The organism is Vibrio chagasii, from assembly GCA_041879415.1.
Lineage (GTDB): Bacteria > Pseudomonadota > Gammaproteobacteria > Enterobacterales > Vibrionaceae > Vibrio.
In genome coordinates, this window is record CP090851.1 from 2088769 (window position 1) to 2101997 (window position 13229).

11 protein-coding genes are annotated in these 13229 nt (G+C 46.8%); all 11 read right to left on the reverse strand.

Annotated features, from left to right (window positions below; genetic code table 11):
* Window positions 1–4: 4 nt before the first annotated feature.
* Window positions 5–493 (reverse strand): flagellar basal body-associated protein FliL, encoded by a 489-nt coding sequence (gene fliL, locus L0991_09360; GenBank protein ID XGB61646.1) that lies wholly within the window; start codon window positions 491–493, stop codon window positions 5–7.
* A gap of 90 nt (window positions 494–583) precedes the next feature.
* Window positions 584–2734 carry a flagellar hook-length control protein FliK gene (locus L0991_09365; GenBank protein ID XGB61647.1) on the reverse strand — a complete coding sequence of 717 codons (2151 nt, stop codon included), beginning with the start codon at window positions 2732–2734 and terminating at the stop codon, window positions 584–586.
* Between the two features lie 180 nt (window positions 2735–2914).
* Window positions 2915–3352, reverse strand: coding sequence for a flagella biosynthesis chaperone FliJ (gene fliJ / locus L0991_09370; GenBank protein XGB61648.1), 438 nt, complete (start codon window positions 3350–3352; stop codon window positions 2915–2917).
* A gap of 19 nt (window positions 3353–3371) precedes the next feature.
* Window positions 3372–4691, reverse strand: coding sequence for a flagellar protein export ATPase FliI (gene fliI, locus L0991_09375; GenBank protein XGB61649.1), 1320 nt, complete (start codon window positions 4689–4691; stop codon window positions 3372–3374).
* Window positions 4691–5491: a flagellar assembly protein FliH gene (gene fliH, locus L0991_09380; protein ID XGB61650.1), complete on the reverse strand. Its 801-nt coding sequence runs from the start codon at window positions 5489–5491 to the stop codon at window positions 4691–4693. Before fliH ends, fliI begins: the two co-directional genes overlap by 1 nt.
* 125 nt (window positions 5492–5616) lie before the next feature.
* The gene (gene fliG / locus L0991_09385) at window positions 5617–6678 is read right to left on the reverse strand and encodes a flagellar motor switch protein FliG (protein XGB61651.1); all 1062 of its coding nucleotides are present in this window, start codon (window positions 6676–6678) and stop codon (window positions 5617–5619) included.
* Window positions 6671–8413 carry a flagellar M-ring protein FliF gene (gene fliF, locus L0991_09390; GenBank protein ID XGB61652.1) on the reverse strand — a complete coding sequence of 581 codons (1743 nt, stop codon included), beginning with the start codon at window positions 8411–8413 and terminating at the stop codon, window positions 6671–6673. The genes fliG and fliF overlap by 8 nt, the downstream gene beginning before the upstream one ends.
* A gap of 16 nt (window positions 8414–8429) precedes the next feature.
* Window positions 8430–8741 carry a flagellar hook-basal body complex protein FliE gene (fliE, locus tag L0991_09395; GenBank protein XGB61653.1) on the reverse strand — a complete coding sequence of 104 codons (312 nt, stop codon included), beginning with the start codon at window positions 8739–8741 and terminating at the stop codon, window positions 8430–8432.
* A gap of 133 nt (window positions 8742–8874) precedes the next feature.
* Entirely contained in the window at window positions 8875–10284 is a 1410-nt protein-coding gene (locus L0991_09400; GenBank protein XGB61654.1) for a sigma-54 dependent transcriptional regulator, read from the reverse strand.
* Between the two features lie 33 nt (window positions 10285–10317).
* The gene (locus L0991_09405) at window positions 10318–11358 is read right to left on the reverse strand and encodes an ATP-binding protein (GenBank protein ID XGB61655.1); all 1041 of its coding nucleotides are present in this window, start codon (window positions 11356–11358) and stop codon (window positions 10318–10320) included.
* Between the two features lie 182 nt (window positions 11359–11540).
* Complete coding sequence (locus L0991_09410) at window positions 11541–13007, reverse strand: sigma-54 dependent transcriptional regulator (protein ID XGB61656.1); 1467 nt, start codon at window positions 13005–13007, stop codon at window positions 11541–11543.
* Window positions 13008–13229: the final 222 nt, after the last annotated feature.

A 13229-nucleotide genomic window follows, 5' to 3' on the forward strand; every position in this document is an offset into this window, starting at 1 on the left:
TTACCTATTGAATTACGAAGTCAGTGAATAACACTTTTTCAATCACAGGCTGGCCAACAGCTTGAGCCAGACTTGCTTTAATATCTTCTGTCGCTTTGTCACGCAGTTCCACTCGCCCTGTTGGTGAGCGAAGTTGATCAACCGTTGCCGAAGCGAATGTTGCGAGCAGCGTGCTCTCTACTAGTGGAGAGTGGTAACGTGCCAGGTCTTCATTTTTGCTACCACGCACCATCAGCTGCGCTTTTATCTGAACTAGGCGATCTTTTTTATCACCTGTTACATTGAACAAGAAGGGCTGAGGGATGTTCACATACATAACAGGCTCTGCTGCAACCACAGCTGTTGCGGGCTGAGACTGAGATTCTGAGGCACTATCATCGGAGCCTAAGAAAAAGAACAGCGCACCACCGATACCAAGCAGTAAAACAACGACCGCTATAATGATAATAAGGAGCTTACTCTTTCCTTTAGGTGCATCTTGTACTTCTGCCATACTTTACTCTAACTTCCTGTTCTTTCGATTCACTGACGGTTCTGCCTATCAGCTGGTTCTGTCTATTAACTAAATGCGCTCAGCCTGATATTAGGCATAATAACTAATTCCATCACGCTTTGATGCGACATTCAATTCAAGATTGCTGCCACTATCAAGGTTTTCATCACCTTGCGTATCATTTGTGCGGTTAGAGCCTGATTGTTGCTCACCACTGTTGTATCTATCTTGCCCCTGACCTGAACTTTGCTGTTGAACGGATGAATCGGCAAGCTGCATACCCTGCTGAGCAAGCATCTCCCTCAATCGAGGTAAGGTTTGTTCAATCACATCCCTCGCCTGTTGGCTGTTCACCGTAAAATGCACGTTCGCCACGTCATTATTCATGGTCATGCGGATCTTCATCTGACCCAGTTCTGGTGGATCGAGTCGAATGTCTAAGTTCTTAAGGTTTTTAGACATCATCATTTGTACTTTTTCAGCGACCTGTTCGTTTGCTAGCTCTTTAGTCAGCTGCAACGGTGCCTGTTGAGCGGCTTGAATCTCGGCTCGTGTTGGTGCCGAACCTGCGTTAGCTGCACCTTGCACGCCAGCCGCAGAAGCGATCTGCTGAGCAAATGTGGTGTCTTTCGAATCTTCCTTAGCACCGGCTTTGCCAAGACCGGAAAGAGCAGCTGCACCAGCGCCGGCCTTAAGCAACATGTCTGTTGAACCCGCTTTAGTCGCGGCAGGTGCTGCATTCAGCGCCACACCTTGCGCGGTTAACGCCGGATCCAACGCAGCTTGTGGCTGTTGTGCTGCGACATTAGCTTGTTGAGCAGCTGCCTGTTGGGCTACATGTGTATTATTAGCGTGCAGCATTGCTGCTTTATCCGTCGCTGCATGAGTGGTAGCGGCATTACTTGTCGATTGCGCTGCAGCTTGTGCCGTAGTTTGCTGCGTAGCTGTCGCAACCACTGCTGTTGAAGCTGCCGCTGCTAAGGCTTTGGCTTCATTTGAATCTGTATTATCCCAATCAATCGCAACAGGCTCAGCAGAGGCATTGTTTGCGCCCGGAGCTTGGCTCAATAAAGCCGTTGCTTGTTGCTGAACGTTTACGAGTTGTTTATCCAAAACGTCTAACTCAGCGGTTGTTTTAGCCAGCATCGCTTGTTCATCTGTTGTCAAACTTGCGCCACTTTGCTGCTTCTGCAGCAAACCATCAACAACAGACTGTTTTGACTCAATCTGAGCGTTCAGTTGATTGAGCGCTTTGGTGTGTGTATCTACCTGTTTTGCCAACTCAATATCCGCTGGAGACAGTGCTTGGCTTTGTCCTGCAACTTCTGCTTGTGCCGCATTTTTCTGGCTGAGCTCTCGGCTCATGCTTGCTTCAATCTGCTCTGGAGTAACGCCTTTATCCATCAACTGACGAATTTCATCATCTGTTAATTGGGAAACGCCTTTCCCGCCAGTCAGCACAGCAATTTCAGAGTCCACTTCTAGCGCGCTACCTTGATTCGCTGCGTTGGTTTGCTGGAGTTGCTTACCCATTTCACCTGCAACTGAGAAGCCTGTAACAGAAGCTCCAGGAATACTACCTTGAGCTTGCTCAACCTGAGACTGTTCTAACTGAGAGTGCTGTGGCAAGGCTTTGCCGTTCGGCGTCTGATTCAGCGTTTTATTTGCCTCATCCAACTGACCTAATAACTTGTTTCCTTCATTCATCGCAGCCGCCGCTTGCGATGCTTGAGTCGGTTCGTCTAGCGCTGTTGAAGGTTGACCTTGCGGTTGAGCTGTCTGTTCCTTCAAGCCATTGTTGTAAGCCAATTCATCTTTCTCACCCGCCTTGTTAGCGGTAGCGGTATCATCGGCTGAATTCGCTTTAAGTTGCGACTCTGAGCTAGAGACAGCCTCTACAGGAGTTTTGTCTGTGGCTTGCTCACCCTCAACTTCTGAAGCCACTTGCTTACTTTGTGCTTGACTTGACTCATCCGTAGTCTCAGCTGTTGAGTTCGTTTTCTTTGCTTCATCTGAAGCTTCACTTTCCGTAGAGGCTTGTTTAGCATCAGATTTTGTAGTGCTGTCTGCTTCTTTTTCCGTTGCTTTGCTACCACTCTCTTCAAAGCCGAGCGCTTCTTTAAAAGATTCAAAGAAACCTTTTGAATCACCGGTTTCCTCCACCTTAGAAGCGGCAGAACCGGTATCCAACAACGAAGACGTTGTATTGGTCGCTGAATTTGAAGAAGGACTAACATTCATATATACAAGCTCTATCTACTAGCTTTGCCACCCTAAACAGGTGACAAAAAGAAAGTCGGATGCTTTTCATACCTTTGGAAGGCACAAGGCGCAATTTTATATAAATCAGAGCAAGAAACATGCCTAGAAATCTCGGCTAATCACCATGTGAACAGCGCCAGTAAGATTCGTGGCTCAGGATCACATCTTCTTTCGACTATAGAGCAAAGTTGAAAACTCATCCATTTGCTTTTGTTCTCTTTGATCCTGTAATTTGGCTTTCTCTTTCTGCTTCTTCTCCATCAACCACTCATAGGATTTACGTTTCTTACGCAGTTCCATCCAGTAGTTCTGGCAGTTGTCGACCTGATTTTTAAAGTGATGCTCCGCTTCTCGCTGTTTAGAAAGCGTTTCATCCAATTGAGTTAAGAAGCGATTCAAATGCCCATATTGACTGGCTGTTAGCCCAGCTTTGCCTCTATCGACAAGTTGCTGGCAATAATCCAGTCGATACTTTTCAATCTGTGCGACCTGTTCGTAGTAACCTTGCAGCTCCGCATTCGCTTTGTTGAGCGCTAATACCGCTTGGTTTTCTTGGTCTTTTGCTTGGTCGAGAAGAAACTCTAATGCGTTATCCATGACTAACCTTAATCACCTGCTAGCCACCCAGCACGTGCTTCAACATGTTGACGCACATGTCGTATGGCACTGTTTCTTTCATCTTCTGCTGTAAGTACTCATCTAACTTCGGCTTCAAGGTGAAGGCGCTATCAATCGCAGGGTCGGTACCCGGCTTGTAAGCACCAATCGACACCAAGTCTTGGTTCTTGCGACAGATAGAAAGCACTTGTCTTACGGCTTTCGACATCAACACATGTTCTTCGGTGGTAATTTGAGGCATCACACGGCTGACGGATTTCTCAACGTCAATCGCAGGATAATGACCCGCATCTGCCATTTCACGCGACAACACAACGTGGCCATCGAGGATCGCTCGTGAGGCATCGGCGATTGGGTCTTGTAGATCATCACCTTCGGTTAATACTGTAAAAAAGGCTGTGATCGAGCCTTGCTCATCATTGCCGTTACCCGCACGTTCAACCAGCGCTGGTAACTTAGCAAATACTGATGGCGGATAACCTTTAGTTGCCGGCGGTTCGCCAACAGATAGTGCGATTTCACGCTGAGCCTGTGCAAAACGGGTCAGTGAGTCCATCAGGAGCAGAACATCTAAGCCTTGGTCACGAAAATATTCCGCCACCGTTAGCGCCGTTTGACAGCCTTTCAAACGCATCAATGGTGATGAATCGGCAGGCGCAGCAACCACAACCGATCGCTTACGGCCGTCTTCACCAAGAATCTCTTCGATAAACTCTTTTACTTCGCGTCCACGCTCACCAATCAAGCCCACCACAACCACTTGCGCTGTGGTACCTCGAGTCATCATGCCTAGTGTTACGGATTTACCAACACCAGAACCTGCGAACAGACCGATACGCTGCCCTTTACCTACCGTCAGCAAGCCGTTAATTGCTTTCAAGCCAACATCAAGTGGTTCAGAAATTGGCTTACGAGCCAGAGGGTTAATCGGTTCGGCACTGAATGATGCGCGTTGCTCGGTATAGATAGGACCAAGCCCATCCAATGGGTTGCCCACACCGTCGATAACACGACCAAGCAGTTCCATACCCACCGGAATACCGCTTTCAGAAGTCATGGGAGTGACGCGAGCACCGGGTAAGATCCCTGTGATTTGTTCACTCGGCATCAGAAATAGGTTATCACCAGAGAAACCAACCACTTCAGCTTCCATCTGGCCAGACATGGTTTCAACTAAACACAGGCTACCAATCGGCGCTTTGCAGCCAGTTGCTTCAAGGGTTAATCCGACTACCCGCACCAACTTACCAGAAGCAACGGGGCGTGATTTTAGCCCTTCGACTTTGTATTGGCTGAGACGATTTGCTAACTCAAGCATTACGCATGACCTTGATGACGATTAGCACCACAGAAGCTCTGGATAACGTTCTTCACACGCTCTTCCATTCGATAATTCACACTCGATTCACCCGCTTCAATTTGTACATCGCCACGGTTAAGTGCAGGCTCTGAAACTAATGTCCAATTTCGGCAGTCCAATTCCGTATCCCCATACGCAGAACGGATGATCGTGACGTCTTCCGGGTTAAGCTTCAAGGTAATAGCGTGACCAGAAATCGGCAGCGATTCGACAGACTCTTTCACGGTATCTAGGATGATTTGTGGATTGGTCTGAACTTCAACGTGCACCACCTCTTTAACCATAGTCAGCACCATGTCCACTAGCTGCTTTTCAACCTGAGCGTTCATCAGTTCCAAAGGTTGAGCAAACTGGTTTGCGAGCCCCATAAAGATAGCGACTTGTTGTTGAATGTACTCTTGACCAGCGGTAACGCCTTCGAGCTTACCGGCTTCATTACCCTCGGCATGGCCCGCGGCAAAACCTTCTTCTTTGCCTTTTTCGTAACCTTGCTTGAAGCCAGCTTCCTGACCTTGATGCAGACCTTCTTGATAAGCGCCTTGCTTGATCAGTTCGATTTGTTCTTCGGTCAGAATCAGCTCTTCCTCTTCGATCGCTTCTTCAACCGTTGGCATCCAACCCGGATCGTAGTTAAACGCCGTTTCTTTGGCTTGTTTACTCACATCAGAGGTGTAATCAGGTAGCCCCCATTTCTGAGGTTGGGCAACCGTATTATCTTCTTCAGGGCGAAGGAAGCCGCGTTTTCTATCACCTGACATATCAGTACCTATTTCTGAGTGAGCCCAACTGCTTATAAATTCAGGCAGTTAAACTGTAATTAATCTGTGGTTCGAGGTCGGACAAAGAAAAGCCCCAACGGTGTGGGGCTTTTGAGGTTTCTGTATTAAAGGAACTCGTCGGCGCCACCAGACAGCATAATCTCGCCACTGTCTGCCATCTTCCTCGCAATACCCAAAATCTCTTTCTGAGCCGCTTCTACGTCAGAGACTTTCACTGGCGGCATTGCCTCAATATCGTCTCTCATCATATCGGCAGCACGTTTAGACATGTTCTTGAAGATCTTCTCACGCAGGCCTTCATCAGCACCTTTAAGTGCTTTCTGTAGAACGTCTTGTGGAACGTCACGTAGCAGTTTCTGAACACCTTGGTCGTCCACTTCAATGAGGTTTTCAAACACAAACATAAGATCTTGAATCTGCGTTGCCATGTCTTCGTCTTGATCGCGGATTTGATCCATCAAGACACCTTCAACATTGTTGTCCATGTAGTTCATGATCTCTGCCGCTGCCTTCAGGCCGCCAATTTTGGCAGCTTGAGCGCCAGCTTGACCTGCGAACTGTTTCTCCATGATTTCGTTCAGCTCAGCAAGCGCCGAAGGTTGAACTTCTTCAAGGTTAGCAATACGCATCATCAGATCTAAACGTACACGTTCAGGGAACTGAGACAGTATCTCAGCAGACTGATCGGCTTCTAGGTAAGACAATACGATAGTTTGAATCTGCGGGTGCTCGTTAATGATGATACTTGCCACCTGACGAGGATCCATCCACTTAAGAGAATCCAAGCCTTTTGAGCCGGTTCCCAGAAGGATTTGGTCAACAAGGTTGTTGGCCTTGTCTTCACCCAGAGCTGCCACAAGTGCATTGCGCATGAAGTCTTCACTGCCCATACCGATGTTGGTGTACTTCTGAATATCATCTAAGAAAGCACGGTGCACTGCGCCTACTTTCTCCTGAGATAGATCCGTAGCACGCGCCATTGCACTACCCACACGTTGAACCTGCTTAGGTTCTAGGTGGCGAATAATGCCTGCCGCATCTTCTTCGTTCAAACTTAGCAATAAGATCGCAGCGCGCTCATCGCCTGAGATAGAGCCGATATCCACACTTGAAACATCAAGCACTTCACCGCCTTCAGCTTGTTGTGGAACAATTTCGTTAGCCATCTGCCATCCAATTCTTAACTACTTGAGCTGCTAGCTCTGGTTCATTCGCTACAAGTGCACGTACTGCTTTCAGCACGTCTTCATCTTTATGAAGATTCGGTAAGTCGATGCTTGAACCAAATTCAAACAGCTCGCCGCCTTCAATGTCACCGCCAATTAGGCTGGTCTCGCCATCGGCACCAATTGGCATGCCGTCTGGACCGTACATCTGGTCATCGTTGTCTGCAGCTGGGTTAAGCAGTTTCTTCATTGCTGGGCGAACAAGAACTAACACCACCACAATAATAACCAACGCGCTCGCAAACCAACGTACCCAATCATTGAAGTTAGGGTGCTCCCAGATAGGCACATCAGGAACCACATCTGTGATTTGTGGTGCGAACTGCATACTTAATACATTCAATAAGTCACCGCGGCTTTCATCAAAACCAACCGTACCAATCAGTACTTGGCGAATCGCGTTGATTTCGCTAGCTGGGATTGGCGTGTGCACCACTTCACCCGTATCTGGGTTGATGGATTGACGGTCTTTAATCGCTACCGATACCGTTTGACGGTTCACCGTGCCAGTTTGCTTACGCTCATGACTGATAGTGGTGTCTAATTCGAAGTTTCGCGTCGCTTCTTTGTGAACCGAGCCCTGCCCAGTCATGGCGCCATCTTTCATCTGAGCGACATCTTGAGGGATAGACGCATCTGATGGAGGTTGGTTACTCAGCGCCCCAGGAATACCAGCGACAGTATTGCCGTTATTGTAATCTTCTAAGGTGTATTCGCTTCGAGTTGCCGGCGTGTTCGGATCAAAACGCTTTCTGGTTTGTTCTACCGCACTAAAGTCGAGCTGAATATCAACCTGCGCCGTGTAGTTTCCAAAACCAAGGATAGGAATCAAGATAGAGTCAATTTTCTCACGCAGTGCTTGTTCTTGGTTGCGCTCCAACTCGTGCTCTTTACGGCGCGCCGAAGACATTGGGTCTTGAGAACCAGAGCTCAGCAGTCGACCATGTTGATCAGTCACGGTAATTCGTGAGGTTTTCATTCCCGGAACAGCACTCGCGACCATGTCCACAACAGAGTCAATTTCTTGCTGCTTGAGGTTAGTACCGGTTTTGAGGGTCAGGAATACAGAAGCAGAGGCTTCTTGATTGTGACGTACAAAAACACTTTGCTTAGGTAGCGCCAATAAAACCTGCGCTTTACGCACCTGTTTCATCTGTTCAATGGCTTTCGCAAGCTGTCTTTCACGGCTTAATTTCAGGCGTTCTTGCTCTAAACGTTGTGATACACCGAAGCCCATGTCTTGCATGAGGATGTCATCACCTGCGTTTCGCTCTTGGTTCAAACCAGCTCGAACCATATTGAGCTTCAGAGAGTTGTACTCACTCGCAGGCACCGAAATAGTATTGCCTTCAAGTGAATATTCGATCTTTTGCTGATCTAAGTAGTCAAGAACTGGGATCAATTCTTCTGTTTCGTACGCCCCTAATGGACGCATTTCTGGCTCTTTTACCCAGAAAAACAGCATCACAATAAGCGCGACACAGATTGAGATAGACAGCACTAAGACAACCTGACGAAGTAAATCGAGGTCACCTACGGCCATATCAAATTTAGATGAACTACGTTCACCTAGATCGGGGTTTTGCCCTTCTCCGTCCAGCTCAGCACCCGCAATGAGTGCGTGGTCGTTACCATCGCTCACGGTTAAATCTGTTGTTTGACTATTATCTGCCACTACTTAACTACCCAACTTATACCGGCATATTCATCAGCTCTTTATACGACTCAACCAACTTATTTCTAATTTGGATTGTCGCTTCAAAGGCCACACTAGATTTATTACGAGCAATCATCACATCAGACAGCGACACACTTTGGTCACCGCTATCAAAACGAGTTTGTAGATCCCCTGAAGTCTTTTGCAATGAGTTCACATTGTTGATGGCTTGCGTCAGCATGTTGCCGAAGTCTGCACCGACCGTTTGTCCTGTCGCAGCAGGACGCGCGCTCGCAGCTTCAACCATCATTGCCTGCATTTCGCCTTGTAAACCATCTATTCTCATTTACTACCTCAAGGAGTCAAAATTATGACTATCTATTTTGCTGTATTATTGACAGAGCAATTAGCGTGCCATACCTAAAAACGACTAGATATCGTATTACACTAGTCAGAAAGCTGACACTACTAATCTGTGCTTAGTTTGGGATATCTATTCCAGCATCGCGCATTTTTGCTAACTTATAGCGCAATGTGCGAGGGCTAATACCGAGTTTCTCAGCCATATCTTTACGTCGGCCATTACATGCAATCAAAGTTTCGAGGATGATCGCATACTCTTGATCTCTAAGCTCATTCCCCAGCCCTTCACTGCTTGAAGCGATTTTATTGATCGAGTTTGCTTCTGCAATAGGCTTGATATCTGGCGTTGCCACGTCACTACCTTCAACAATCTGTTGTAGGCCACTGGCGTCTTGCCAATCTACCCCTTCAAGTAGGATATGCTCACCAGAAATTTTTTCTTCTTCGCTTAGAATCAGCGCACGCTGCACGACATTATCAAGCTCACGGACATTGCCCGGCCACGGATAATTGACGAGTTTGCTGATCGCTTGAGCTGACATAACCGGAACTGGCATGCCCAGTTTGGTACAGTGGCGCTCAACCAAGTGCTTCGCCAAAGGCTCAATATCACCTTTACGCTCACACAGTGGGGGCCAAGAAATTGGGAAAACGTTCAGACGGTAGTATAAGTCTTCACGGAAATTACCTTCAGACACATACTGCTTGAGGTCTCGGTTACTGGTCGCGAGTACACGAACATCGAGTTTAATGCTCTTACGGCTACCTAAGCGTTCCACTTCACGCTCTTGCAATACACGCAATAGCTTAGCTTGCAGGCCAAGGTCCATTTCACTGATTTCATCCAGTAAAATAGTACCGCCCTGAGCTTGTTCAAACTTACCTGGACACGCTTGAATAGCGCCAGTAAATGCACCTTTTTCATAACCAAACAGAGTCGCTTCCAACATATTGTCAGGAATTGCCGCACAGTTAATCGCGACGAACGGGCCATCTTTACGGTTAGAGGCATTATGGATATAGCGTGACATCACCTCTTTACCTGAACCACTTGGGCCAAGAACCATAACATTGGCGTCCGTTTTGGCAACTTTATCAGCCAGCATCATCAGCTTGATACTTTTCTCATCGGCAACGATGGCATCACCATTGTCGTCTGACTTAACGGGAGCGTAACGGCTCACCATGTTTAGCAGTACTTCCGGCGCAAATGGCTTTGCCATGTAATCGATAGCGCCTTCTTTCATTGCAGCAACGGCGTCTTCGATATTTGCGTAAGCTGTCATCAACAATACAGGGAGATTCGGCCAATGCTGCTTGATATTTCTTAACAGTGCTAAGCCGCCCATGCCTGCCATCTGAACATCAGAGACAACGATATCAACGGAGTTCGATTTTAGTTTGACTAGAGCATCTTCTGCGCAATCTGCTTCTAGCCATTCATAGCCAGCAAGCGCGAGTGTATCGACAAGGGCCTCGCGTAGACCTTCATCATCTTCGACGATTAACACTTTGCTTTGAGCCATAGGATTCTCCAGTGTAAATTCAGTTAAAACTTATTAATCTTCAGTAGAAGCGCTTCTTTCTAGCGGCAAACACATAGTAAAGCATGCGCCGTCGCCCTCTTCTGATATCAATTCCAATCGGCCTTCATGTGCTCGACATACCATTTGTACAACCGCCAAGCCTAAGCCTGTGCCTTGTGAGCGGGTGGTAAAGAATGGTTCCATAATTTTACCTTGAAGCTCTTTTGGTACGCCGGGACCACTGTCTTGTACTGATATCTTAAGCTCGCCGTTTACCGGCCTAAAAAACACATCTATCTGTGATTCTTTGCCAGCAATTTGAACCGCATTCAAAACCAGATTACTTAAAGCGGAGGCAATCGCGTTGGCATTACCGAACATTTGAGTCTGTTCGCCTTCCACTTCTTGGCAGTAATCAATTTGGTTCGATTTCAACGCCGCTTCTACCATTGGCTGAAATTCTGTTATCAATTCAGCCACTGTAAAAGGTTTCACCACCTTGTTATCGCCGCCCTTAGCAAACAACAACATGTCATTGACTTGCTTCTCTAAGTCATGAAGTCTATCCATAAGCTTAGATTGAAAACGTGTCTTTGTTGCCGGTGGTAGATTCGGTGCGGCAAGGTTTGACGCATACAACATCGCACTAGAAAGCGGTGTACGAACCTGATGAGCAAGTGACGCCACCATTCTGCCTAATGACGACAAACGCTGAAGATCACTAACCCGTGATTGCAGCAAACGCGTCTCGGTCAGATCGGTAATCAAAATCAGCTGACCTGTGGTAGACGCAGAAATCGCCAAACGTACCTTTCGACCGTTCTTTAATGAAATCTCATGGCCATCATCGTCCTTTGGATCAAAAGCACTTTGGATAACAGAAAACCACTTCTCTCCAACTAACTCAACGCCAAGAATGCGGTGCGCTTCAGGGTTTGCTTCTCTCACTTCACCATGGGTATCTAACAAGATGACACCAGCTGGCATAACATCGAGCACTTGCTTGTAACGCTCGACTTGTTGTTCAACAGAATCTAGGTGTGATTGGTTTTCTGGTTCGTTAGATACGTGCATGTCAAAAATTTGCCTCAAATACTAAAACAGCCTGACACGCACAAAACGAGTCAGGCTATTTGCTATATTTATCACATAGTTAAGCAAGCAACAACTCGACTATGGTTTATCTTATCGCTTAGCTAAAGTGAACGATTAGCTAAAAATTTCGTGTTTGTTTTTCGTTTTCGAAAAGCAGAACACTAACGCTGCAGATTGTATTTACGCATTTTCTCAACCAGAGTGGTTCTGCGCATACCTAACATGTCTGCCGCTCGAGCAACAATACCACCCTGCGCCTCCAAGGCTTGATTGATCATATTCACTTCCATATCAGCGAGTAGCTCTTTCAGGTTCACACCTTCTGGTGGTAGTTCCTGAGGTGCATTCGCGTTGTCAGTCATATCATCTTGCTGATCGAAACTGAAATCTTCCGAGAATAGATCGGCTAACGCGTCACGCTCTTGCTCTTCCTCAGACACAAAGCTATTAAACTCTGGTTGGAATTCAGGGATATCACTGTATCGATACTTAGTTGGCAGGTGGTTTACATCCACTAGGCTATTCGGATAGAGAATAACCATGCGCTCCACTAAATTCGCCAATTCACGTACGTTACCTGGCCAGTCGTGCTCCATCAAAGAGTTAATCGCGCGAGGCGTAAAGCAGATAGGCAGACTACCTTCCGCTTCCATTCTCGTCATAAGCTCCTGAAGAAGAAGAGGAATATCTTCTTTACGCTCTTGTAAGGCCGGCATTTCAATCGGGAACACATTCAAGCGGTAATAAAGATCTTCACGGAATGAATCATCGTCGATCATATCTTCAAGGTTACGGTGTGTAGCCGCAATCACGCGAACGTTAGCCTGAATAGTGCAATTGCCACCTACGCGTTCAAAGCATCGCTCTTGTAGTACACGCAACAGCTTAACTTGCATAGCCATTGGCATGTCGCCAATTTCATCAAGAAATAGCGTGCCACCTTCAGCTAACTCAAAGCGTCCTTTACGTGCGGTAATCGCGCCAGTAAATGCGCCCTTCTCATGACCGAAAAGCTCACTTTCCAATAAGTCTGGCGGGATTGCACCACAGTTAACTGGCACAAACGGACCAGAGCGGCGCTTTGAATGGTAATGAATGTTACGTGCAACCACCTCTTTGCCGGTACCGGATTCACCAAGAATCAGTACATTCGCTTCAGTAGAGGAGACTTGTTCAATTAGGTGACGAACTTCTTGAATACCAGCACTTTGACCCACTAGGCTACGAAACAGTGTGTTCTTGCGTGCAGAAGAGACTACTTGAACCCCTTTGCGACCTAGGAAATCTTTACAATGTCTTAATGCGTCACTTAACTGAGGGTAGTTTAGGGGCAGCTCGAGTTCACCAACAAAATTGGTGAGCTCATCAACAGGATGGTTGTTTTTGCCAATCACAAGTAGAGGGATGTGATTCGCGTGAACAAGCTTGTCATTCAGTAATGCGTTGAAGCCTTTACCTTTTATTGAACCGATAATGCAACCAGCCCACTGTAGTGACCAGTCGACTTTGCGCGCTTGTTCAGAGCTGATAACTTCGCAGCTCTCTCCTACAAACTCTAATATTGTGCTTAAATTGTGACGATCTTGAGCGTTATCGTCGACGACAAGCAGTTTTGCCAAACCTTGCATAAGTAGGAATTATTGCCTTTATTTTGGTGCGATGCGGAAAAACGGTGAGCAACGTAATCCATAAAATTTAGAATTCTATCTGTGATTATGGTTCACGAGGACAAATTTATGAAATCAGCAACGAAAAAAGCCATTAGGCTATCTAATGGCTTCTATTTTATTTGATTAAAAAAATAAGGCAACCAACCAATTAGCGGATCTAAGGTTGGCAAAAACAGCAAT

Bases quoted from the DNA above. Each gene is read 5' to 3' on its own strand.
- fliJ (XGB61648.1), bottom strand. From the start codon at position 3,352: ATGGATAACGCATTAGAGTTTCTTCTCGACCAAGCAAAAGACCAAGAA.
- fliL (XGB61646.1), bottom strand. From the start codon at position 493: ATGGCAGAAGTACAAGATGCACCTAAAGGAAAGAGTAAGCTCCTTATT.
- fliG (XGB61651.1), bottom strand. From the start codon at position 6,678: ATGGCTAACGAAATTGTTCCACAACAAGCTGAAGGCGGTGAAGTGCTT.
- L0991_09405 (XGB61655.1), bottom strand. From the start codon at position 11,358: ATGCACGTATCTAACGAACCAGAAAACCAATCACACCTAGATTCTGTT.
- L0991_09400 (XGB61654.1), bottom strand. From the start codon at position 10,284: ATGGCTCAAAGCAAAGTGTTAATCGTCGAAGATGATGAAGGTCTACGC.
- fliH (XGB61650.1), bottom strand. From the start codon at position 5,491: ATGTCAGGTGATAGAAAACGCGGCTTCCTTCGCCCTGAAGAAGATAAT.
- L0991_09365 (XGB61647.1), bottom strand. From the start codon at position 2,734: ATGAATGTTAGTCCTTCTTCAAATTCAGCGACCAATACAACGTCTTCG.
- fliE (XGB61653.1), bottom strand. From the start codon at position 8,741: ATGAGAATAGATGGTTTACAAGGCGAAATGCAGGCAATGATGGTTGAA.
- L0991_09410 (XGB61656.1), bottom strand. From the start codon at position 13,007: ATGCAAGGTTTGGCAAAACTGCTTGTCGTCGACGATAACGCTCAAGAT.
- fliI (XGB61649.1), bottom strand. From the start codon at position 4,691: ATGCTTGAGTTAGCAAATCGTCTCAGCCAATACAAAGTCGAAGGGCTA.